Below are 23,604 nucleotides of genomic sequence, written 5' to 3'. Positions count from 1 at the left end.
ACACCCGCACGACTGACACAGTCTGCGGGTGTATAAAAGAGCATCGATTTATTAATGCTAACTATCCAAATATCACTCCAGGTAACCAGAGCGCTATCTGTGGAAATGCCACCACCAGTGCCAACCCGATAACCTGCAAAATAATGAACGGGATAACCGCTTTATACAGGTCATATATGGTTATTGAAGGAGGCGCCACCGATCGCATGTAAAACAGGTTGTACCCAAAGGGGGGCGTGAGATAGGCCGTTTGCATACTAATAATAAACAGTACTGCAAACCACACCGTATCAAACCCTAGCTCCTGAACAATAGGCACAAACAAAGGAACGGTAATAAAGACAATCGCAAAATCATCTAGGAACATACCCAACACGAAGTACGTTACCAGCATCGCGATAATGACCCAGTAAGGCGAAAGGTTCGAGTCTTCTACCAGCTCAGTAAGCAAAGAGCCTGCTCCCAAACCAATATAGACTTTACTGAAAAATACTGCCGCTACGGTAATCCAGATCAGCATTCCCATTAGCTGCGTCGTACTCATAAGCACTTCTTTCAGCATTTTCATATTTAATGTGCGATAGATTGCCGCACATATAAGCGAGCCTGCCGCACCAACAGCTGATGCTTCTGAAGGAGATGTCACACCACCAACAATAAAGCCTAATACAGTACCGATTAAAATACCTGGTAAAATCAATGCTTTAAGCGCTTTGATCTTACCTATGCCACTGACACGCTCCTTCAAAGGAATTGAAGGTGCTTTTTCTGGATTTTTAACAGCAAACAGGAAGATGTAAAGCATGTAGATGCCGGCCAACATAAGGCCTGGCATCAAGCCTGCTGCAAACAATTTACCTACCGACTCTCGGGCTAAGAATGCATAAACGATCATCAGCACACTAGGGGGAATTAAAAATCCTAGCGCGCCACCTGCCATAATAGTGCCGGTAACTAACTTCTTGTCGTAGCCTCGTTTCAGCATCGCAGGTAATGCAATAATACCTAAACTAACGGTTGCAGCACCTGATACCCCAGCCAACGCGGCGATAATCGCGCAGACGATAACAGTGCCCATTCCCAAGCCCCCAGGAACACCACCCATGAGCTTATTAATCATTTCAAACAGGTCATCGGTGATACCGGATCGCTGCAGCATTAATCCCATAAAAATAAACATTGGGAGTGCCACTAGCAGGAAGTTATCCATTGCTCCGAAAGCACTGTGAGCCATTAATTCGAGGCCAGCAGGCCCCCAAAGAAAATAAGCAGAACCTGTGCCTACGGTAAGCAACGCCCAAGTGAGCGGAGCCCCCATCGCCAACAGTACCAGCATGGAGCAAAACATGCCGGCGGTAACTAATAAAGGATCTAGATCTAACACGGATACACCTTCGTTTTTACAGTATATATCTGCCCAATTCTTATCAGCATCTTAGACAATCAAGGTTCTCTGAAAAAAAATCACAGATATAAAAACTTACAGAGTTATCAACCCTTCCAAAAATCAGCCAAGTATCAGACTACTTCAAACTAACTTTCTTCTTCCAACTGCATACCTAGAGCAACAACCAGGCTGCGAATTAATCCTGCTAGGCTCTGCAACATCATTAGGGCAATAGCCAGAGGGAGAACGGATTTAAAAGGGTAAACAATGGGGCCCCAAGTACTCTTTGAAGAGACCTCTTTAATTGCCCATGATTCCGCAGCATAATTAAAGGTGACCACAAAGAAAACGCCGAATACAACCAAGCCAAGTGAGCCGGTTATCACATCCATGATAGCTCTGGTGCGAACTGAGAACAGGTTATAGATCACTTCACTTTTCACATGGCTGTGGTGTCTATGGGTATAGACACCTGCCAGTATGCAGAAAGTACCATATAACATCGTGGTACTTTCATGCGCCCATGAGGTAGGGCTGTTAAACAAATAACGCGCTGCCACCTCATAGCCAAGCACTGCAATCATGGCAAGACACATCCAGGAGACGGCCTTGCCCACCCACTCAGATATCCTGTCTTGAAAAGCAAGATATTGAGAAAGTGTTGACATTAAGCTCTCCCAGTAGCCTTGGCAGTCGCAATGATCGCATCAATCGCTTTGCTGTTACGCTCAGACTTCTTAGCTTCTTCTTTCCATACATCCATAGCGGCAACTGTCAGTGCTTTAGAGTCTTCAGCAGGTAAAGAAGCAAACTCAAAGATGCCTTCGCCATTCACATCAAGACAGCCATTTACATTCCAAGCATGCATGTTAGTTGAATGCTTAGCGCTAGCTAGTTCAATAACTTTTTGCTGATCAGGAGACATAGAGTCCCACTTTTTCTTGTTGATCAACATACCATCAGCATAACCAGGGTTGATCATGTTTAGGTAAGTGTAATGTTTAGCTGCTTCGTGCAGTTTTAATGCTTTATATTCCAAAGAACCGCCATAAATCACACCATCAATCGCGCCAGTAGATAGTGCAATATAGAGCTCTTGGCTTGGTAGGTATACAGTTGGAATACCAAACTTTTCAAGAATCGCAGCGACAGTAGCTGTTGCGCGAATCTTCATGTTTTTAAGGTCGTCTAAGCTTTTAACTGGCTTAGTTGTTAGTAGATCGTACGGACCACCAAATACTGGGCCTAAATAATGTACGCCTTTTTCAGCATAAGCTTCTGAAAGCAGATCGCCCAGGCCTTTAGCTTGGTGCAAGTACATAGCTTCATCATAGCTAGTCCAGGCGCCTGGAATACCACTTTCAATTTTAGCGATATCTAGCTGACCAGCCCAATAACCGCCATAGCCCTGACACATATCCAAAGTGCCTTTAGATACGGCGTCTAGCATCTGGTCATTTGCTACCAGCTCGCTACCACGGAAACGCGTGATACGAACGCTTTTGTTAGAGCTTGTTTTAACATCGTTTGCAAAAGCTTTATACAGATCATCAGTTTCTGTTCCGTATAGCGTTTGCATTCTAAGATTAACTTTTTCGCCTGCCTGAGCAGACGTCGCAGAAAGGGCCAATGGCGCAGCAGCGATACCCGTGGCAGCTGCTTTCAGTAAGTCTCTTCTTTTCACTATCTGATTCCTTTTTTCTTATATATATTGATAGCTTGTTTAGGTTCGAGCACTAGGAACGGTCTAAACTAATTCTATCTATGCTCTACCAGAAGCTCTCTGATAACGTCTCTACCTACTACCGGGTAGCTGTGCAGTATTTTTAACACCGTTTGGTGTAAATTAAAAGCTACGTTTGCATGCTGCTTTGTAAAATTTAATGCGTTCAACCCGATCCCATGAAAAAAAATCAAGCATACCCAAGCAAGCAACAACGAGGATAAATTAATGCAAGTCATTGTTTATATTGAATAATAAGCCTAAAAATAATGCTAGGCATTTATTTTAAAACCTTTCTATTTCGCTGTTATCACTTACTTTGATGAAAAACGCACACTCAACCAATGTTTAATATATCGAACATAAGACAATTATGTTTTAGCTATCATCAAAGATTAGGCTGATATCCATAGCTTCTCAAGAGCACCTTACATTTCTGGGTAGCCAAGTGACTCAGCGATGGTATCAAGCGGCTCTACATTGCCAACTTCTAAATCATTTCGTGTCCACCAATAGGTAAAGCCGTTATCCAGCATCCATTGTGCTACACGATCTAATGTTGACCACTCACGACAATCACCACGAGCGCTGTTTAAGCGCAATGGTAAACCATCAACATAAACAATAGCGGCCCAAGCAAACGGGTGCTTATCAGGGTCGCCGAAACCACCACCCTGTTTATTTCTATAGACGCGATAAGCGACTGCATAATCACCCAGTCGCCCTTGATCTCGTACAAAAGAAAGTTCGGCTTGAGTAATCTTTCCTGCTATTTGGAGGAAGGTCTCCAGACTCTCATTGTCATACATCATGATTCATAGTGTTGCTTTTTCAGAGAGATGATTTTACATTATGAGGCATGTTGTAAGGCTCGACAACCAGCAAATACGAAGTATCTATGCACTTCAAGCGGGTTACACAGAAGCCATTAATAATAAGTATAATGAAGGACTCTTGATGAAACTGGGCAATAAAACAGCTGTTGAACTCGTTGCAGATCTGCGCGCTCACCGTATTTCGGCGAAAGAACTTCTCGAAGAGACAATCCAGCATGCAGAGCATGTCGCACAAGCTTATAATCCATTTTCAATCAAGCTCTATGAGCGAGCACGCAAAGCAGCCGCTCATGCAGACGAGCTACTAGCCGAAGGCTTAGGAGGCCCATTATGCGGTCTACCTATTACCATCAAAGACTCACAGTGGCTCGAAGGAGTGTCTTGCTCTAATGGTTCACGTACTCAACAAGACTTTGTGCCTCATGCTACCAGCGCGGCCGTTCAGCGCCTGGAAGATGCCGGTGCTGTCATCTTCGCTAAAACCACATGTCCAGAGTTCTGCCTAACAGGCACAACTTCATCACAGCTATACGGCACTACCTCTAACCCATGGAATACTGAACGCACCTGCGGAGGTTCTTCAGGGGGTGCTGGTGCAGCCGTGGCGGCAGGGGCGGGCACGTTATCGCTTGGCGGTGATGGCGGTGGATCGATTCGTATCCCTGCAGCATTTTGCGGCATTGTAGGTTTTAAGCCTTCATTTAAGGCGGTGCCTCGCGAGCCCTGCTTTCCGTCATGGAGCACCATTGTTTCCTACGGCCCAATGGCACGCACGGTAGCAGATGCGCGTTTAATGTACTCCGTGGTCGCTGCTAACAACGAAGATAAAGCCTATTTAGATGACCTATCGGCTCATGCCCTTCACCCCTTAGCACTGGCTGGACAAAAAATAATCATCTCTGAGGATTTAGGTTTTGCGCCCATCGATGATGATGTTCGCCTGACCTTTCGTGGGATAGTAAGAAAGCTTGAAGAGGCCGGTGCAGAAATCGTTTACGACCATCCTCACCTACCTTCATCTGTTATTGCTTGGGCAACATCTGCTCATTACGACTCATGGAGCTTTCAAAAGAAGAAAGAGTCCCCTCTAAAGGGCCTAGAAAAAGGCACTTTGGATACACTCCACTTTGGAGCAAGCCTGACAGAAGATGAATTTAACGCAGCCGAAGACCATCGTGAAGTCATCCATACCGCTTACACTGCTATGTTCGAGAGGAATGCGTCCTCATTTTTTATGACTCCTGCACTAGGCATTGAAGCATTTAAACACACTCGTCGTTACCCTAAATATGTCGGTTCAACCAAGATCACAAACCCTTGGCTAGATTGGGTGTCTTTTCTCTATGATGCCAATCTCACCGGGATGCCTGCATGTGTAATCCCTATGGGGCTCGGCGATGAAAACCTTCCTTTATCAGTTCAAATAGCCGCTCCCGTTGGGAGTGATGCCTCGGTACTCGACATCGCCGAGCAGCTTGAAAACATTATTGGTTGGGACAACTCTCCAAAAGACTCTTTGAACGAGAAGCTGACTGAGCAGCCGCCGAAATAACCGCGCTCTACTCATACTCAATGACCCGAGTATTAAATCAGCCAAACAAGAAGTACGGAGACAGTACCTTAGTGAGAAATCTGCAGTTTGACGTGATAAATGAAGTATCACCAGGCGATAAATTTAGCCAGTTATTTAACAAAAACTGGCCTGCTTACCGTGCTTGGTATCTGGATGAAGGGGAAGAGGCACGTCCTAGTTATTTGGAATGTATTTCTGCTTTACAAGCGTACATGCCAGAGCTTTACCCACTCTATCAAGACATTTTAAAACTACTAAACTGTGATGATCTGCAAGCCAGGTTTCTTAGCTTGTACTGCCCTCCAACCTTTTATTCTGCCTGCTCTCAACTGATCTATAAAAAAGAGCAAACGGCACTGATCCGTAATTATGACTTCCCTGCATTTTTATGCGAAGGCACCATTTTACGGAGCAAGTGGCTCGACAAACATGTCATTGCGATGGCAGATTGCGTGTGGGGAGTGTTGGATGGCATTAATGATGACGGCCTAGCTATTTCCATTAATTACGGAGGGCGCTTAGTCGAAGGCAAAGGTTTCGGTATTACACTTGTTGTTAGATACATATTGGAAACATGTCTTAGCGTCGAGGATGCTATTGCCGTACTAAACAGGGTCCCTGTGCATCTTGATTACAATATCGCCTTACTCGACAAACATGGAAACCATGCCACCGTAATGATCGCTCCAGATAGAGATCCACTGGTTACACAAGAATCTACATCCACCAACCACCAAGATCCTATTGAAACAGGCAAGCCTCTGTTTCTTAAAGACTCAGGCACCAGACTAGAAGCGCTTAACTGGATTAATGCCAACAATGAAACCTCTTTAGCACACTCTGTCACACAATTTTTACACACACCGTTATACCGCCCTCACGACAGTAATGCTTCGGGGACGTTATACACAGCGGTGTATAAGCCAGCAACAGGGCATGTCAGCTACATCTGGCCTCAACACATCTTAAACCTAACATTCGACCACTTTCCCGAACAAACACTGGATATTAAGTATGCCTAACAAGATAAGCCTCTGCTTTTTAAAAAATAAAGAACACTGACGGAGCTGCATGACCTCTTTGATAATAAAAATAACATCATTACCGACCCGTATTTTCAGATCTATTTTCCCGCAGAAAGCGGGCACAGAACTGGAAGAAAACACAATTTTAGTTAAAGATAATAATAATGAGGACGTAATTATGAGTACGCCAGAAAAGCTTCGCGGTTTATCCGACATTTATCGTTTTTTCCGTAAGAACACCACGCCTATCTACTTCGTTTCGCCAACGGCCTACAACATTCTTGGCTTAGGACAATGGATACAAGGTTTTAAGTATATTACCCATTTCGACTCGTTTGACGGTGGCCACTTCCGCGTTACCAACCCAGAACAAAACACTGAAAGAGAGTTTCAGTCGATGGAGGATATGGTCAATTACCTGTTAAGCCATAAAGAATCTGTCGACTTATTCCAGAGAAACGGCGGTAAAGGCAAAATACTGACCGTTATGTTCGATGAAAAAACCGAAGAGATTGCCAAGCAACTCGGTGTTGATATTGCGCTGCCTCCTGCCGAGCTGCGCACTCGTCTAGACTCTAAGATTGTCACCACTCAACTCGCTAACGAAGCAGGCGTCGCTAGCGCCCCTAACATTGTTGATGTAAAAGCCTCCAGCTATCAAGAGCTAAGTGCCTTAGCCGCTGAAAGTAAGCTTGGAGAAAAACTAGTTGTACAAACCCCATATGGCGACTCCGGCAAAACAACCTATTTCATTAGCAATGAAGCTGATTGGGATAAAGTAGCCGATAAAGTGGTTGGCGAAACGCTCAAGGTGATGAAATATATTAATCACATCCCCGGCACTGTTGAAGCCGTTGCTACCCGTTGCGGTACCATGGTTGGGCCACTACAAACAGACATCACCGGTTACCAAGAGTTAACACCGTATAAAGGCGGTTGGTGTGGTAATGATATTTTCCCTGAGATCCTACAAGGCGCTCAGCGCGATAAAATTATCAGCATGGTTAAGGCCATGGGGGACAAGCTCTACGAAACAGGTTATCGCGGCACTTTCTGCTTTGATTACCTCGTCGACACCGATGACGGTGAAGTGTACCTAGGGGAAATCAACCCTCGCATCAGTGGCGCCAGCCCGCTTACAAACTTAGTCACTTCAAAATATGGCGGCATCCCATTAATGCTGTTTCATCTGCTTGAATTCATGGATGTCGACTTTGAAATTGATGTAGATGAGATTCAAAAACGCTGGTCAGATTTTGGTAGTTGGACACAGCTTGTACTTAAGCACACTACCGATGAAGTACGTTCAATCACAAAAGCGCCGCAATCAGGTATCTGGCGTATGCTCGACGATGGCAATATCACCTTTGTTCGTAACAGCATCGACTGGAACAATGTAAGTGATGGTCAGGATGCCTTTTATATACGGGTTTATAATGCCGGTGATTATGCCTACTTAGGAGCAGACATGGGAATCTTAGTTGCACGTGGACGCATGCAAACAGATGACCGTCAATTGCTACCCCGTGCTCATCAATGGGTAAGAGCCATTAACGCAGAGTTTGAATACAAAGCACTGGATGAATTAGAAATCCCATACATTCCAACTGATAACGTTCGCAAAATGATCTAACTATCGACCAATCAGGTTCTTTTCAACCAGTCCTTTAGAGCTAGTCCTTTGGCCGCTTTCTCAGAGAGCGGTCTTTTTTTGTACATGTCATACCCTTTGCTGTAATACAAAAGCCCCACACCAATCCATTAGCAATAAATATAAGCATCTTACTTATGCTCTTTACAGATCTATTTTAATTTAATATATTAGATAAATCTAATTTAATAATATCTAATTTATGCCTTTACCTTTATAGTGAGAACTTATATGAAATCAATCAAACACATTGCTGCAGCATGCTTAGTTGCTGGCTCTTTATCCATCGCAGCGGTACAAGCAGAAGATAGCGCCACGCAAGCAAATCAAGCACTCATTATCCTCACTAGCGCATCGCTGCAAACTCAGGGTATGGCAATGGTTTTAGGTAATGCAATGCAAGCGAAAGGCGTATCTGTCGACGTACTTTTATGCGATACGGCTGGTGACTTGGCCCTGAAAACCACATCAAACGCCACATTAAAACCACGTAATGTGACACCAGAGCAACTTATGCTTAAATTACAAAAGAGTGGCGGCAATGTCAGTGTTTGTGCGCTTTACCTACCCAATAGCACTCATAGCAAACAGGACTTACGCCAAGATGTCAGTGTTGCTACACCACCACAAATGGCGAGCATGATGTCATCAAGCAGTGTGCGTGTTTATAACTTTTAACTTATGTCTATAGTGAGTACTTGTCATGAAACACCTAATTATTCGCACCCTACTTGCAACAGCATTGGCGCTACCCATATACGCTGCTAACGCCAATGAAATAGGCATTAGCCCACAAGACACTCAAACACTGATAAAGCAAAGCGAGAATGTTCTCTTCATTGATGTTCGTGATCCAGTAGAGATCATGTTCATTGGGTTCACCGATGAAGTAGATCTTAACATCCCTTATTTAATGGTCGACCGCTCCCAGTGGGACACCAAGAAAAAGCGATTTCGCCTTTATAAAAATCCAGACTTCATTAGCCAAATAAAAGCCGCATTAACCGCGCAAGGGCTGGATGAAAGTGCCACTATCATTACCATGTGTCGTTCAGGAAGCGAGCGAGGCTTACCCAGTGCACAGTTCTTACAAGAAAATGGCTTTAAAAATGCCCGCTATGTGATTAATGGTTTTCAGGGTGCAAAAGTAAAAGAGGGAGAGAAATCTGGCTTGCGGATTAAAAACGGCTGGCAAAACGCAGGCCTCCCTTGGAAAGCTAAGCCTAACCCAACCAAGATATACAGAACAGATAGATAATACTTCAAGGGCTCTTCTTAACAGAGCCCGCTTTTTTGAATGACTCACTCGGAAAGCAGCACTTATCTTCCTTAGTCAGAACTGACATTCATTGTGTCGTTTTTAGCACACCTCTACTGCATCAATACCAGCAAGCTCATTAAAAATAAAGTAACCCTTTATTATCAACAAGCTATAAAGAATAAATTTTGTGGCACAGCACATGCTTTATCTTTTAGTTAGGGTGAATAATCTAACAACTCACACCCCATTTAATCGCAACAAACTAAAAGGGTGAATAATTATGTCCATTAGCCGACGTAACCTTCTTATAACAGGTGCTTCACTTGGTGCCGCCTCAGCTGCAGGCATTTTAGGCTGGGAGCTAAGCAAACTAGAAACTAAAGCCCGCATACTCATCGCCGGAGGTGGTGCTGCTGGCATAGGCATCGCCAACAAACTCCAAATGTATTTAAAAGGCGCCCACATCACTGTCGTTGATCCTCGTCCGTATCATTGGTATCAACCTGGGCAAACGCTCTTGTTAGCCGGGGCTTATAAGACCCAAGCAGATGTAGTAAGTAGCAACCAACAATACATAAACACTGATATAAAATGGGTAACCGCTGAAATTAGTGAGTTTGATCCTGACCATAACCGGGTGCGCACTAATCAAAACGATACTATTAACTACGACTACCTGATTGTCGCTACTGGCTTAGAGTTACGCTACGATTTAATAGAAGGTCTGGATACCCAGCAGATAGGAAAAGATGGGGTTGCCAGCATTTACTTGAGCCCTGAGGCAGGTATTGCCAGCCACCAGCAAGCATTAAAATTTGCTCAATCCAACGGTGGAGAGGGTGTTTTTACCCGCCCACATGGTGCAATGAAGTGTGCAGGCGCTCCGATGAAAGCAACTAATTTGGTAGAGTATTTCGTTCGCCAAGGAGGTAAAAGAGAGCAGTTTAACATCAATTACATGACAGCCGAAAACAGCCTATTTGCCGTTGAAGTATTCGATAATCGTCTTCAAGAGATCTGGCAAGAGCGGCAAATAACGGCGCACTACCTACATGAGCTTAAAGCCATTGACAGCCAGAGTAAGCAAGCATGGTTTGCAACACCCAACGGCACTCAAGCACAACCATGGGACTTCATACATATTGTACCTCCTATGTCTGCCATTCCTGTTGTTCGCAATTCAGTACTGGCAGACAACAGCAAGTTCAAAGGCTATCTTGAGGTCGACCAATACAGCTTGCAGCACAAACGCTATCCAAACATTTTCGGCCTAGGTGACACGGTTGGCACACCCATAGGAAAAACAGCAGCGTCAGTAAAGGCACAACTCCCTGTTGTCGCTAAAAACCTCACATCACTTATGCGTGAAGAACCCATGACAGCCCGGTGGAGTGGTTACACCTCTTGCCCAATGATTCTTGATGTTGGTCACGCGATGCTTTGGGAGTTCGACTACAGCATGCAACCTGTCACCGCACTACCTTTTGAAGTGGTTGATCCTTTGAAGAAAAGCCAACTGGCTTGGGTAATGGAAAAATCACTAATAAGGCCTGTTTACGACGTAATGCTTGAAGGCTATACGCCTATTTAGCTGTTTGTTTAAACCACTACTAAGTTGTCATTTTAGTCAATTTTAAGGCAAGAAATGCCAGAATTGACATCGTCTTATCAAAACCCTACGTTCCTGCTATAAATACATCATGGTTAGCAGGCTTTTAAGCACTTTTGAAGACGTAAAGAAACTGGCACAGCTTATGCTAATACTTGAGTAAGATGCTCGGCTTATTGCTGAGCAGCCATTGTTCACTACTTCCGGCATAAGCCAGATTTACATTTGATAAAAGGTCATTGTTTATGGTTTCCGAAACAGTTGTGGAGCTTTCCCGCTGGCAGTTTGCCCTAACAGCGTTGTATCACTTTTTATTTGTCCCCCTAACTTTAGGGTTGTCATTTATGTTGGCTATCATGGAATCCGTTTACGTGATGACCAACAAGCAAATCTACAAAGACATGACCCGTTTCTGGGGAAAACTCTTTGGTATCAACTTCGCACTAGGCGTGACTACCGGCCTAACCATGGAGTTTCAATTTGGCACTAACTGGGCCTACTATTCACATTATGTGGGTGATGTTTTTGGTGCACCACTGGCCATAGAAGGCCTCATGGCTTTCTTTTTAGAATCCACCTTTATTGGTTTGTTCTTCTTCGGTTGGGACCGCCTCTCTCGAGTGCAGCATCTTTCAGTCACCTGGCTAGTTGCCATCGGCTCCAATTTCTCTGCCCTGTGGATTCTTATCGCTAATGGCTGGATGCAGAACCCTGTTGGCGCTTATTTCAACTTTGAAACCATGCGTATGGAGATGGAGAGCTTTACAGAAGTGATTTTTAATCCGGTTGCGCAAGTCAAGTTTGTGCATACCGTATCAGCAGGCTATGTCACCGGCGCCATGTTTGTGCTGTCGATCAGTGCTCTCTACCTGTTACGTAATAAAGATGTAGGTTTTGCTCGGCGCTCCTTTGCAATTGCTTCAGCCTTTGGCCTAGCTTCTATTATATCGGTCATCATTCTTGGCGATGAAAGTGGCTATGAGGTCGGCGATGTGCAAAAAGTAAAATTAGCGGCCATCGAATCTGAATGGGAAACACACCCAGCGCCTGCCGCATTTACTCTCGTTGGCTTACCTGATCAGGAAAACCAAACCACAGATTACGCGGTGCGAATTCCCTATTTACTGGGCTTGATAGCTACCCGCTCCACCGATACAGAGGTTACTGGCATAAAAGACTTAATTGCTGCCAGTGAAGTGCGCATTCGTAACGGGATGATCGCCTATGGTTTACTACAGAAACTACGCAATGGTGAAGACAATGCTGAAAACCGTGCCGCATTTAGTGCCGTAAGTGATGATCTCGGCTATGGGTTACTATTAAAGCGTTTTACCGAAAATGTTGTCGATGCAAGCGAGACGCAGATCAAAGCGGCTGCCCGAGATACTATTCCGCAGGTGGCACCCATTTTTTGGACCTTCCGTATTATGGTGGCATCAGGCTTTACCATGCTACTAACCTTCGCGGCAGCTTTTTACTTCACTGCACGACGCCGTGAGCATAAGACCCCATGGCTGTTAAAGCTCTGTCTAATCAGTTTGCCTCTGCCGTGGGTTGCGATTGAAACTGGCTGGTTTATCGCAGAGTTTGGCCGCCAACCTTGGGCCATTGGTGAAATCCTACCCACCTATGTAGCCACATCGAACCTCACTGAAACTGATTTATGGATGAGCATTGCAGGCTTTGTCAGCCTTTACTCACTATTTCTAGTTATCGAAGTTTACTTAATGGTGAAGTATATCCGCAAAGGCCCAAGTGCATTAGAAACTGGCCGCTACGACAACGAACAACAGGGAGGACTGCAGCATGTTTGATTACGAAACTCTGCGACTAGTGTGGTGGTTACTTGTTGGCATTTTATTGATTGGTTTTGCTATTACCGACGGTTTTGACCTTGGTGCTGCTATGTTGCTACCTTTGCTCGGCAAAACGGATACTGAACGCCGTGTCATTATTAACACCATAGCGCCACACTGGGACGGTAACCAAGTCTGGTTTGTGACAGCCGGCGGGGCGCTCTTTGCCGCCTGGCCACTCGTATATGCCACAGCATTTTCTGGCTTTTACTGGGCGATGCTACTGGTATTGTTTGCTCTGTTCTTTCGCCCTATTGGCTTTGAATATCGCAGTAAAATGCCGAGTCAACGCTGGCGAAACCATTGGGACCGAGGCCTGTGCATAGGCTCATTTGTGCCTGCATTAGTGTTTGGCGTCGCCTTTGGGAATTTATTCTTAGGTGTGCCTTTTAGCTTTGATGAGTTTACCCGCCCAACTTATACCGGGTCTTTTTGGGCACTACTCAACCCATTTGCTCTGCTGTGTGGCTTAACCAGTGTAGTCATGCTTATTTCACATGGTGCTACGTGGTTACAAATGCGCGCAGGAGGCGAGGTGCAAAACCGCGCCAGAACAGCTGCAGCCTTAACTGCGCCCATGCTAAGCCTATTACTTATTCTTGCAGGTGCTTGGCTAGTAACGGCGATCCCCGGATACGAAATTAGCAGTGCTGTTATAGGCGACGCTAGCTCTAACCCATTAAGTAAAACCGTTACTCGTACCGATGACTGGTTTGCAAATTTTGCGACTTATCCACAACTCTGGTTACTACCCGCTTTCGCTGTGGCCTTACCTTTATTAACGAGCCTACTGACAAAACTAGCGCTCTACGGCTGGGCGTTTCTAAGCAGTGCGCTCTCAATAACGGCCATTATTTTACTGGCAGGCACCACGCTGTTTCCCTTCTTAATGCCATCATCATTGGACTTAGCGAGTAGCTTAACGCTGTGGGACGCAACATCTAGCCAACTTACGCTAGAAATAATGCTATGGGTGGTGATCTTTTTCGTGCCGCTAATCTTAGCCTATACCGTTTGGAGTTATTACAAAATGTGGGGCCGTGTTGAACCAGAAGCGATCGAAAGTAACAGTATTTCATTTTATTAATAGGAGATCATCATGTGGTATTTCGCTTGGGTCTTAGGTGTTTTACTCGCCTGCAGTTTTGGCATTATTAACGCCATGTGGTTAGAAAACCAGATGGAAGATGAAGAATAAAACTGCATACATGAGCAGCAGTAAACTGGCATTTTCCAGTTTACTGCTCCAGTTTTCGATACAAGGTACGCAAGCTGCATCCGGCAATGTCGGCCACCAGCCCTTTATCCGGGTATGTTTGTAGCAGTGTGTGTAAGTATGCTTGCTCCAACTGCTCTAGGTTCAGCTTCTTATCAGCTAAAAGCTGAAGAGCACTTTCTGACGTTGCACTTAGAGCATCATGATGTGCAGCCTTGTTTACCGGTAACAGGTGCAAACTTTGCTGTATAACCTCAACATCTATCTGATCGTCATTACGCAGCACAACCGCACGTTCAAGAATGTTCTTCAGCTCCCGAATATTGCCCTTAAACGCTTGCTGGGAAAGCAACGCTTGCGCTGTTTCGGTCAGACTCAAAGGTTGGTTCTCAGAGATACGCAACAAAATGCTTTTTACCAGCAACGGCAGATCCTCTCTTCGTTCAGCCAACGAAGGCAAACGAATCGGGAACGTACTGATTCGATGGTAAAGATCTTCACGAAATTCGCCTTTCTCCACCATATCCAACAAGTCTTTATGTGTAGCACAAACCAACCTAAAATCAGCAGCAGCCGGCTTACTGTCTCCGACAGGACGAAAAGTTTTAGTTTCAATCAAGCGCAGCAATTTAACTTGAAGATGCAAAGGCACATCACCGACCTCGTCAAGAAACAAGGTACCACCATGAGCCGACTTCACCAGCCCTGTCCGCGTGTAGGTAGCGCCTGTAAAAGCCCCCTTCATATGGCCAAACAGCTCACTTTCAAACAAAGTGTCTGTCAGCCCCGAACACTCAACGGTGACAAATGGCTTGCTGGCTCTGGGACTAACCGAGTGAATAGCTTGAGCAGCCAGCTCTTTACCCGTTCCCGAAGCCCCCATCAAAAGAACATTGGTATTGGTTTTGCCCACACGCTGAATCAGATCAACCAGCCTATTAAAAGCTTTACTACGCCCAATCATTTTATTGGCAATGGGCTCTGCACTCACCTCAAGAATCGGTTTCATGACTTCGATAAAATAAGCACGCTGCTCCTCATCAACAATCGGGATAGTCTCTATCCCAACATGCTCTTTACCTTGAGGTGTATTATGAATATGCAACACACTGGCACGCTTACCGGTATCGCGCGCTTCTTGCATTGGGCATGTCTCACCTTCCAAGTCGCAAGGGCGTTGATAACCATGCGAGAGGTAATAACATTTTGCAGGGCCACGGCTATCCAACTCGCCAAAGCGAAAATCATAGTTACTATTGGTAGCCACCACGTTGTAGTCAGCATCCACCAAAACGGCAGGGTTGTTATAGCTATCCAATACATTGCGCATTGTTTCCAACCAGCTGGCATTGGTCATAATCGTGTCCCGTCAATATTGTCTTGTATATGACGATAATGACAAAAAAATTGATTCTCTGCCAGAAACCTTGTCCCGACTGGCAAGGGAGCAGCACAGACTTGCCTGTACTAACGCACCAACATAAGGCTTACATAAGAGTTACTCTATATGAATAACCGCACAGCACATTTATATGACAGCCCCACTGCTAAAACGCTATTGCGTAACGCGGGCAAGATAGCGCGCCAAGAGAACTATTGGCTCACCGGCATTGGCATAGTCCAAACTTTATCGACTATTGTTTTTGCAGCCACCATTGCACTGCTCATTAATAATGCGGTTTACCTACAACAAAGTATTTGGCAACAAACTCACTGGTGGTGGCTGTTAACATTAGTTCTCAGCATTAAAGCGCTTTTACCATTAGTTCAATCTCGGCTGGCCGATAAAGCCAGCGCCAAAATTCGCAATGCTTTACGCACTGCGACATTTCAGCATTGCCAACACCATCACATTCACTTATACCCATCCTTTAGTGCGGCAGAACTCAGCAGCTTAATCAGTACTGAAATTGATAGCACTCGAGATTACTTTGCAGAATTTCTCCCGCAGCAACGACTCGCCGTACTGGCTCCATTGCTCATTATCATTGCTTGTAGCAGCATTAATTGGCTAGTACCGCTCATTTTTGCACTGACAGCGCCATTGGTTCCATTATTTATGATCATCGCCGGCCATAAAGCAGCAGAGGCCAGCCAGCGAAACCTGACACAATTAAATCGTCTAGGTAACTTGCTCGCTGATCGCATAAAAGGAATCAACGCTCTGCAGTTAGCCAGGACAACTGTTCACGAAACAGAGAGTGTCTATGCGCAGTCCGAGAATTACCGGCGCTCTACTATGCAAGTTCTCCGGTTAGCGTTCTTATCAGGGACGCTACTCGAGTTTTTTAGCGCTATTAGCGTCGCCTTAGTCGCCGTCTATCTAGGTTTATTATTTCTTGGAAAGTATCAAATTGGTACATGGAGTGGCGAGATCTCGCTAGGGCACGGTATATTTTTACTGATGCTAGCACCCGAGTTTTACCTCCCACTTCGTCGCTTAGGCACGTTATACCATGCACGCGCAGATGCAATCAGTGTGGCCGAACACCTGTTGCGTTTATTTAGCAACAATCCATCTAACGACAGTACCTCTGCCAGATACCCAACTACAGAGAACCAGCATAAAAGATTACCCGTAAAAATTAACGCCATTACGTTTCGCGATCTACAAACAGCACGACACGGCCAACTTCTTAATAAACCGCTAAACCTAACGCTAACTCCCGGACAAAGCCTCCTATTACGCGGCTCTTCTGGTATAGGGAAAAGCACATTACTGGATACGTTAGCAGGGTTTTTACCGATTGCAGCAGGGCAACTACTCATAAACCAGCAGACAATCGACGTTTTTAATCATACGGCATGGCAAAGCAGGATTGGCTATATAGCACAGCAACCAGAATTGCTGTTTGACAGTATTCGTCACAACCTTTGTCTGGGCAGAGCATTTACTGATGAACAGCTCTTTGCCGCACTCGCGGCGGCACAAGCTGACGCTCTGGTAAAAGAACTTCCTAAACAATTGGATTATCACATCAGCGACAGCGGCGGTTACTTATCAGGTGGGCAGGCACAACGTATTGCACTGGCACGTATATTTTTGCATCAACCCGATTTACTCTTGTTGGATGAACCAACAGCCAACCTAGATAACGATACCGCAGGCCTACTTTTAAAAGCGCTGCAACAGTTTACCCAGCAAGGAGGTATGCTAATTATGGCGAGCCACCGCACCAGTGATACGGCATTTTTCCAGCAAATAGTTACCCTACATAGTAAAGAGGAAGCCACTAATGCCTAGGTTAGTCGCACGTTATTTCAGCTTATTGTGGGAAGAACGCTCAATGGCCGTTATCGGACTATTACTAGCGGCTATCACTGCTATCGCAGGAATTGCGCTGCTAGCAGTATCCGGTTGGTTTATTAGCGCCACAGCATTAGCAGGATTAAGTATCGCAGGAGCACACAGCTTTAACTACTTTGCCCCAGGCGCTATCGTTAGGGGGCTATCAATAACACGTACCGTGGGCCGTTATGGAGAACGAGTTACGACTCACGAAGCAACGTTACGTGTAATATCCAAGCTTAGAGCAGAGCTGTTCAAGACGATAGCCAGTAAAAACTGGCAAGAAAACCCACTCAATAGCCACGATACCAGCAGCCGTTTATTAGAAGATATTAAACATGCCGAGGCACTGTATTTATCAGCTCTCGTTCCCGGCTTTGTGATGCTTCTATGTAGCCTGTTGTATCTTTTCACCATGGCTATTTTTTTACCTAATAGCGGCATTTGGTTAGTGCCATTAGTACTCACCTCAATCTTATTCATGCCTTGGCTGTACCTGCGTAAAGTACTGGCACCGCAAGACAAACTCCATAGAGAGCGCAACCAACAATGGAGCACTGCCAGCTCTATATTCAATAACCTACGCTTACTCACCCTACATCAACGTCTTGAAAAGGTTGGCACTGCACTATTGGATCAAGCAAGTATTGCCGATGCTACCGAAAAACAAACCAGTCTTGCCCGAGAAACCGTACTTTCAATCAACCAAGTAATACTGGCCATTCTCTCGCTCGTTGTTCTCTGGCAAGGCCTGCTCGCTTTATCAGCAGATCAGATTGAAGGCTCGCAATTATTTATGTTGCTGTTACTGACACTAGGCACACAAGAAATAATGTTAAACGGCACCAGTGCATTGGCAAACTTTGGGTTAGGGTACGCCGCATTAGAAAGAATTGAGAGCCTTTCGCCCTCTCACAACCAGCCTAAGAATGAAGACAAGGCTAGACAATCTGTTGATACCGAAGAGGTTTCAGTAAAAATATCTAACCTAAGTTACTACTACCCTCAACAAACATCAGCAGTCATTTCTCAGTTCAGCGGCACTTTAACTGCTCCCCATTGGTACTGGCTAACAGCACCCAGTGGACATGGAAAAACAACATTGCAGCATTTGATAACAGGCCAACTCATGCCTCACACTGGGAATATAAGTATTCACGGCTGCCATGCCGAGCAAATCAACAGCATGCCTCAGAAAATCGACCTGCTACGTGGCACTGTACGATATAACCTCTGCTTGCACCAAATACATACTGATGAAGCCCTTATTGAAGTATTAACGCTGGTCGAATTAGATGATTGGCTACAACAGCTACCTGACGGGCTCAATACCTGGCTTGGCCATGGCGAGCGCATGCTATCAGGAGGGGAATTAAAACGGCTCGGCATTGCACGACTGTTGCTCCAAGATAGCCGTATATTATTGCTGGACGAACCTACGGCAGGTATTGACCAGCCACGCGCAGCACGCATACTCAACAAACTTCATCAGCACTGGACAGGAAAGCTTGTCGTCATCAACAGCCATGACTCATCACTAATGAGCAACTCGGACAAAGTTTTTAACTTTTAATTCTACACAACTGTAGACAGAACCTGGTCTGGAAAACCCTAACCCATTGTTAAAAAAGCTGTATTTCTATAAATACCTGCAAATAGTGTTAGCTATCTCAATGTAAATATTTGCAACCTAGTCTATAGTCAAAGAAGCAGCGGATGCTTTTTATCAATACTAGTTATACATCCTTGCGTGTTAGTAGCGCAGACAATATTGAGTAATGCTGGAACCCTATTAGAACGATGAAAATAATATCCGATCAGAAACTTATACGTCTTATCAAAGTAGCTCCTGTTCTGGTCGTTGGGATTTTTATCGTATTGCTCAGTACTATCACCATTTACAATAATCATACGAAAGCAAAAAGTGATATCACCTCGCTACGCGATAACTTTATGGACCTTCAAAAAGCAGTCGCTAAAAGCCAGGTAAATCAAGTTTTTCAAGATATTCAGTTCGAAAAGAGCCAAACTAAAAGCACTCTTAAAAATGATATTAAGCAACGTGTTCATGAAGCCTATGCGATTGCTAAAAACATTTACCAACAAAATAAAGATAAGCCAGAAGCCGAAGTAACCCAGCTCATAACCGACAGCTTACGTCGAATATCCTTCAATGGTGGCCGCGGTTACTTCTTTATCTATAAAACCAATGGCATCAATGTGATGCATCCGCTACTTCCACAAATGGAAGGCACATCAAAGTGGGATTTAAAAGATATAAGAGGCCGTTATATCGTCCGAGAGATGGGGGAATTAGTCAAAACCAATGGCGAAAGCTTTTACCATTGGTGGTTTGTTAAGCCCCAAAATAAGAATGACGAATTCGAAAAGATTGGCTTTGGAAAGTACTTTGCTCCCTATGACTGGTTTATTGGTACAGGTGAGTACCTGATTGATGTTGAAAACGACATAAAGTCACGCCTCTTGAAAAGAATTAGTAATATCCGCTACGGTGATAATGGCTATGTTTTTGTCATTGATTACCAAGGTAACTATCTTTCACATTTCAAAAAGTCACTTGTAGGCACAAACAACCTCGATGGTAGAGGTGCGAATGGCTTTCCCTTCGTTAGAAAAATTATTCAAACAGCTCAGCAAGGTGGCGATTATGTTCAATACATCGGTTCAGTTATGCCTACTACAGGCCAACCTGCAAAAAAAATAAGTTATGTAAAAGGTATTACAGACTGGAATTGGGCTATTGGCACTGGCGTGTATATAAAAGAAGTCGAAAACTACTTATTGAAGCGAGAAGCCATTGTTCGCGGCCAAAATAAAGATGAACTACAAAAAATATTACTACTCAGTTTTTTAGCCACTCTGATTCTGATAGTCGTATTAGTCTATTTAAGTCGCAGTATTTCTAAAAGGTTTGAAAGGTTTCAACAACATATAAGCAGCAATATTGATGAATTGCAGCGCACCAAAGATCAACTTCACCATGTTGCCCACCATGACGCTCTTACTCAATTACCAAACCGCCTATTATTGAAAGAACGAATAACACAAGGCATAGAGCGCTCAAAACATAGTGGTACGCAGTTCGCGCTAATGTTTGTTGATCTTGATGATTTCAAGAAAATTAACGACCTTTATGGGCACTCCACCGGTGATGAACTACTCCAAGCGGTAAGTCATGAGTTTGAACACGTCTTACAAGCAGGCGACAGCATTATCCGATTTGGGGGTGATGAGTTTATTTTTTGCTTTCCTGAGTTACAAGACTTGCGAGCCGCTGAGAAAAAAGTAGAACGCATTCAGAGTATTTTTAGAAACTCATTCTCTATCGCAGGTAAAGTCATTCACTCCAGTTGTAGCATCGGTGTGACCATGTACCCCGATGACGGCGATGATCCAGAAAAACTCATTAGTAAATCCGATATCGTCTTGTACAAGTCTAAAGCACGACAAAAGGGAGGCTTTCTATTTTTTAACACGCAGATCAACCAACAAGTACATAAAGACCTACAAGTAGAATCGGCGCTGCGGTTAGCATTAAAAAACAACGAAATTAGCGTAGTTTACCAACCGCAAATTCTTATCCAAAGCGGTAAAATACATGGCGTGGAAGCACTCGTTCGCTGGAACAGTGAGCAACTAGGGCAGATTTCCCCCGTAGACTTTATTGGTATTGCTGAAGATACAGGACTCATTCACGAGATTGGCATGTTCGTGTTAGAGCAGTCTCTAGCAGATATAAGTTACTTCAATACCAGTCAAGAGCACCCCATTGCACTTTCTGTAAACCTGTCTCCACGACAGTTAAATGCCCCCCAATTCGTGGAAAATCTCGTTACAACTGTATCCCAGCATGACTTAGATAACCAACTGATTACCTTAGAAATAACAGAGAGCCTTCTCATTGAAGACTTAACCTATGCATCTCCAATATTGCAACAGTTAAGAGACCATGGGTTTAACCTATCCCTCGATGATTTTGGTACCGGGTATTCATCACTGAGCTATTTAAGCAACTTACCTATAAATGAAATAAAAATAGATCGTTCATTTGTTGATAAATTATTAACCAGTAGTGAGAGCGATAACTTGGTAAGAGCCATCATTGCTATTGGGGAATCATACCGTCTCACTATGGTAGCGGAAGGTGTGGAAACAGCAGAGCAACTGGCACAACTGAGCAATTATCACTGCCACATTGCTCAGGGATACTATTTTGATAGGCCGCTATCTTTAACAGATTTATCCCACAAATACAGCGCAAAGATAAGTAGCTAAAAAAGCTGCTTTTCACCTTTCTTTTCTAGATTTGAGCCAAGTGGATTCGTAACCACTTGGTATTCAGGTACCTTAATTGTTGGTTATGTAGTACACAACCAACAATTAATGACTACAATACGCACATTGTTCAGCTAAGATACATAAGTAAAGGAAAATGCATTTATTGCATCGCAACATAGCGTATAGTAACTACCGCTCATAGCAACAATGTTCTGAATTTCAAATAAGTCAGCACACCTACAAAAAGTCTCTAAAGGAAGCAGAGAAAATGGCTAGCATTGAACGTAAATTTTCCAACGATGTAAGGTTAATTTCAACAACCGATTTACGTGGAAATATCATTTATGCCAACCCCGAGTTTTGTAACGTTTCAGGTTACACATCTGAAGAGTTAATAGGCCAACCCCACAGTATGGTAAGACACCCAGATATGCCACCTGCTGCTTTTTCAGATCTATGGAGCCACCTAAACAGTGATCAGCCATGGATGGGCATGGTTAAGAATCTTTGTAAAAATAAAGAGTATTATTGGGTGCAAGCCTACGTCATGCCGCTTTTTGATATCAACGGTCAAAAAGTTGGTTATCAGTCGGTACGCACACGTCCAAGCGATGAGATGATTGCGCACGCTGAAAGCGTGTATGCCAAAATAAACAACAATCCTAATATCAAAATACAGCGCGTCAATACAGCTAATAAGCTCACTATTGTTACAAGTATCTTAGCAGCTCTATTAGTCATTACTCACTTCTTGCCTATCGCTACATTCTTACAACATTCTCTGATCATAGCTCTCGCATTAGTATTAATCGCAAGTATTACTTGGCTAACAGCACCTTTCAGGAAAGTATTATCCCTCACCGACGAAGTGTATAACAATAAACTTGCTCAATGGGTAATGACAGACAATATGAATGAGTCTGGAGCGGTAGAGCTATCACTATTAATGATGAGAGCCCGATTAAGAACCGTGATAGGAAGAGTAGAAGACAGTATTAATACGCTAGCAGATGTCATGCAGCATACTAATGAATCCATCGACCAAACAACATCAGGTATTCAACAGCAAGATCAAGAAAGCGATATGCTAGCGACGGCCGCCAACCAGATGTCGTCAACTGCTCATCAGGTTGCCAAAAATACAGCGCAAACATCAGAAGCAACTCAAAAAACAGCAGCACTGGCGAGAGCCGGAAAAAGCAAAGTGGAAGAAATGGTATCGGGTATTCAACTACTTGTAGAAGATGTGCAGAACGCTAGCCATGCATCTTTGGAACTGAAGAAAGAAGCAATCTCAATTGAAGATGTTGTCAACATCATTAACGGCATTGCTGACCAAACCAATTTATTAGCACTTAATGCCGCCATTGAAGCGGCACGAGCAGGCGAGCAAGGACGAGGCTTCTCTGTTGTCGCAGATGAAGTTCGTGTACTGGCACAACGCACTCAACAATCAACAAGTGAAATAAGACAAACCGTTGAATCAATCCAAGACAAAGTAGACCTTACTGCACAAGCAATGGAGCGCTGTCACCGGCATGCAGCTACCAATATTCAATGCGCTGAAGAAGCTGGTGATGCTTTTCAAAAAGCCAACCTCGCCATGATCGAAATTACTGATAGAAGCACTCAAGTTGCAGCTGCCTCAGAAGAACAAAGCGCAGTTTCAGAAGAAGTCAGCCGAAATATTCAAAATATCAGAAACATTTCGTCTCATAACCTATCTGCTGCGGGTAAAACTGCCGACGCATCTAAAGACTTAAATGAACTCATATTGGACCTCAAGTCTACTGTCAAAGCGTTCTAAACACCTTCCTCTAAATGGCACCTTCTAAGGCGGATAAATACATTAGAAGGTATCTGCTTCTCTTGGCTTTTT

Annotated in this window: 18 protein-coding genes; 13 read left to right on the top strand and 5 right to left on the bottom strand. The window is 44.2% G+C overall.

Annotation, left to right across the window (positions count from 1 at the left end; all coding sequences use genetic code 11):
• Positions 1 to 61: 61 nt before the first annotated feature.
• From NEJAP_RS00605 to NEJAP_RS00590, 4 genes are all read right to left on the bottom strand, one after another.
• Positions 62 to 1,384: a TRAP transporter large permease gene (locus NEJAP_RS00605; RefSeq protein ID WP_236591011.1), complete on the bottom strand. Its 1,323-nt coding sequence runs from the start codon at positions 1,382 to 1,384 to the stop codon at positions 62 to 64.
• 149 nt (positions 1,385 to 1,533) lie between these two features.
• Positions 1,534 to 2,055 carry a TRAP transporter small permease subunit gene (locus NEJAP_RS00600; RefSeq protein ID WP_201348812.1) on the bottom strand — a complete coding sequence of 174 codons (522 nt, stop codon included), beginning with the start codon at positions 2,053 to 2,055 and terminating at the stop codon, positions 1,534 to 1,536.
• The gene (dctP, locus tag NEJAP_RS00595; RefSeq protein ID WP_201348811.1) at positions 2,055 to 3,071 is read right to left on the bottom strand and encodes a TRAP transporter substrate-binding protein DctP; all 1,017 of its coding nucleotides are present in this window, start codon (positions 3,069 to 3,071) and stop codon (positions 2,055 to 2,057) included. Before dctP ends, NEJAP_RS00600 begins: the two co-directional genes overlap by 1 nt.
• Positions 3,072 to 3,538: 467 nt before the next feature.
• Positions 3,539 to 3,922, bottom strand: coding sequence for a hypothetical protein (locus tag NEJAP_RS00590; RefSeq protein ID WP_201348810.1), 384 nt, complete (start codon positions 3,920 to 3,922; stop codon positions 3,539 to 3,541).
• 40 nt (positions 3,923 to 3,962) lie between these two features.
• On the opposite strand from NEJAP_RS00590, the gene NEJAP_RS00585 reads away from it, so the two are divergent.
• The 9 genes from NEJAP_RS00585 to cydX all read left to right on the top strand — a co-directional run bounded on the left by NEJAP_RS00585 (position 3,963) and on the right by cydX (position 14,119).
• Positions 3,963 to 5,498 (top strand): amidase, encoded by a 1,536-nt coding sequence (locus NEJAP_RS00585; protein WP_201348809.1) that lies wholly within the window; start codon positions 3,963 to 3,965, stop codon positions 5,496 to 5,498.
• Positions 5,499 to 5,569: 71 nt separating this feature from the next.
• Entirely contained in the window at positions 5,570 to 6,541 is a 972-nt protein-coding gene (locus tag NEJAP_RS00580) for a C45 family autoproteolytic acyltransferase/hydolase (protein ID WP_201348808.1), read from the top strand.
• 181 nt (positions 6,542 to 6,722) lie between these two features.
• The gene (locus tag NEJAP_RS00575; protein ID WP_201348807.1) at positions 6,723 to 8,177 is read left to right on the top strand and encodes a biotin carboxylase; all 1,455 of its coding nucleotides are present in this window, start codon (positions 6,723 to 6,725) and stop codon (positions 8,175 to 8,177) included.
• A gap of 249 nt (positions 8,178 to 8,426) precedes the next feature.
• Positions 8,427 to 8,873, top strand: coding sequence for a hypothetical protein (locus NEJAP_RS00570; RefSeq protein WP_236591010.1), 447 nt, complete (start codon positions 8,427 to 8,429; stop codon positions 8,871 to 8,873).
• Between the two features lie 25 nt (positions 8,874 to 8,898).
• The gene (locus tag NEJAP_RS00565; RefSeq protein ID WP_201348806.1) at positions 8,899 to 9,453 is read left to right on the top strand and encodes a rhodanese-like domain-containing protein; all 555 of its coding nucleotides are present in this window, start codon (positions 8,899 to 8,901) and stop codon (positions 9,451 to 9,453) included.
• A gap of 283 nt (positions 9,454 to 9,736) precedes the next feature.
• Entirely contained in the window at positions 9,737 to 11,047 is a 1,311-nt protein-coding gene (locus tag NEJAP_RS00560; protein WP_201348805.1) for an NAD(P)/FAD-dependent oxidoreductase, read from the top strand.
• 263 nt (positions 11,048 to 11,310) lie between these two features.
• On the top strand, positions 11,311 to 12,879 hold the full coding sequence (locus tag NEJAP_RS00555; protein ID WP_201348804.1) for a cytochrome ubiquinol oxidase subunit I: 1,569 nt from the start codon (positions 11,311 to 11,313) through the stop codon (positions 12,877 to 12,879).
• Complete coding sequence (cydB, locus tag NEJAP_RS00550) at positions 12,872 to 14,008, top strand: cytochrome d ubiquinol oxidase subunit II (RefSeq protein WP_201348803.1); 1,137 nt, start codon at positions 12,872 to 12,874, stop codon at positions 14,006 to 14,008. The genes NEJAP_RS00555 and cydB overlap by 8 nt, the downstream gene beginning before the upstream one ends.
• Before the next feature lie 12 nt (positions 14,009 to 14,020).
• On the top strand, positions 14,021 to 14,119 hold the full coding sequence (gene cydX / locus NEJAP_RS00545) for a cytochrome bd-I oxidase subunit CydX (protein WP_201348802.1): 99 nt from the start codon (positions 14,021 to 14,023) through the stop codon (positions 14,117 to 14,119).
• A 40-nt stretch (positions 14,120 to 14,159) separates the two neighbouring features.
• Here the strand turns inward: cydX and NEJAP_RS00540 are convergent, their stop codons facing one another.
• Complete coding sequence (locus NEJAP_RS00540) at positions 14,160 to 15,494, bottom strand: sigma-54 interaction domain-containing protein (protein ID WP_201348801.1); 1,335 nt, start codon at positions 15,492 to 15,494, stop codon at positions 14,160 to 14,162.
• A gap of 150 nt (positions 15,495 to 15,644) precedes the next feature.
• Between NEJAP_RS00540 and cydD the strand changes: the two genes are divergently transcribed.
• The 4 genes from cydD to NEJAP_RS00520 all read left to right on the top strand — a co-directional run bounded on the left by cydD (position 15,645) and on the right by NEJAP_RS00520 (position 23,532).
• Entirely contained in the window at positions 15,645 to 17,381 is a 1,737-nt protein-coding gene (gene cydD / locus NEJAP_RS00535; RefSeq protein WP_201348800.1) for a thiol reductant ABC exporter subunit CydD, read from the top strand.
• A complete protein-coding gene (locus tag NEJAP_RS00530; protein ID WP_201348799.1) occupies positions 17,374 to 18,999 on the top strand; it encodes an amino acid ABC transporter ATP-binding/permease protein in 1,626 nt (541 codons plus the stop codon). The genes cydD and NEJAP_RS00530 overlap by 8 nt, the downstream gene beginning before the upstream one ends.
• Positions 19,000 to 19,226: 227 nt before the next feature.
• Entirely contained in the window at positions 19,227 to 21,722 is a 2,496-nt protein-coding gene (locus NEJAP_RS00525; RefSeq protein WP_201348798.1) for a cache domain-containing protein, read from the top strand.
• Positions 21,723 to 21,993: 271 nt separating this feature from the next.
• Positions 21,994 to 23,532 (top strand): PAS domain-containing methyl-accepting chemotaxis protein, encoded by a 1,539-nt coding sequence (locus NEJAP_RS00520; RefSeq protein WP_201348797.1) that lies wholly within the window; start codon positions 21,994 to 21,996, stop codon positions 23,530 to 23,532.
• The last annotated feature ends 72 nt before the right edge of the window (positions 23,533 to 23,604 follow it).

The organism is Neptunomonas japonica JAMM 1380, from assembly GCF_016592555.1.
In the GTDB taxonomy this organism is placed as follows: domain Bacteria; phylum Pseudomonadota; class Gammaproteobacteria; order Pseudomonadales; family Balneatricaceae; genus Neptunomonas; species Neptunomonas japonica_A.
This window is presented reverse-complemented; position numbering and strand designations above follow the sequence as displayed.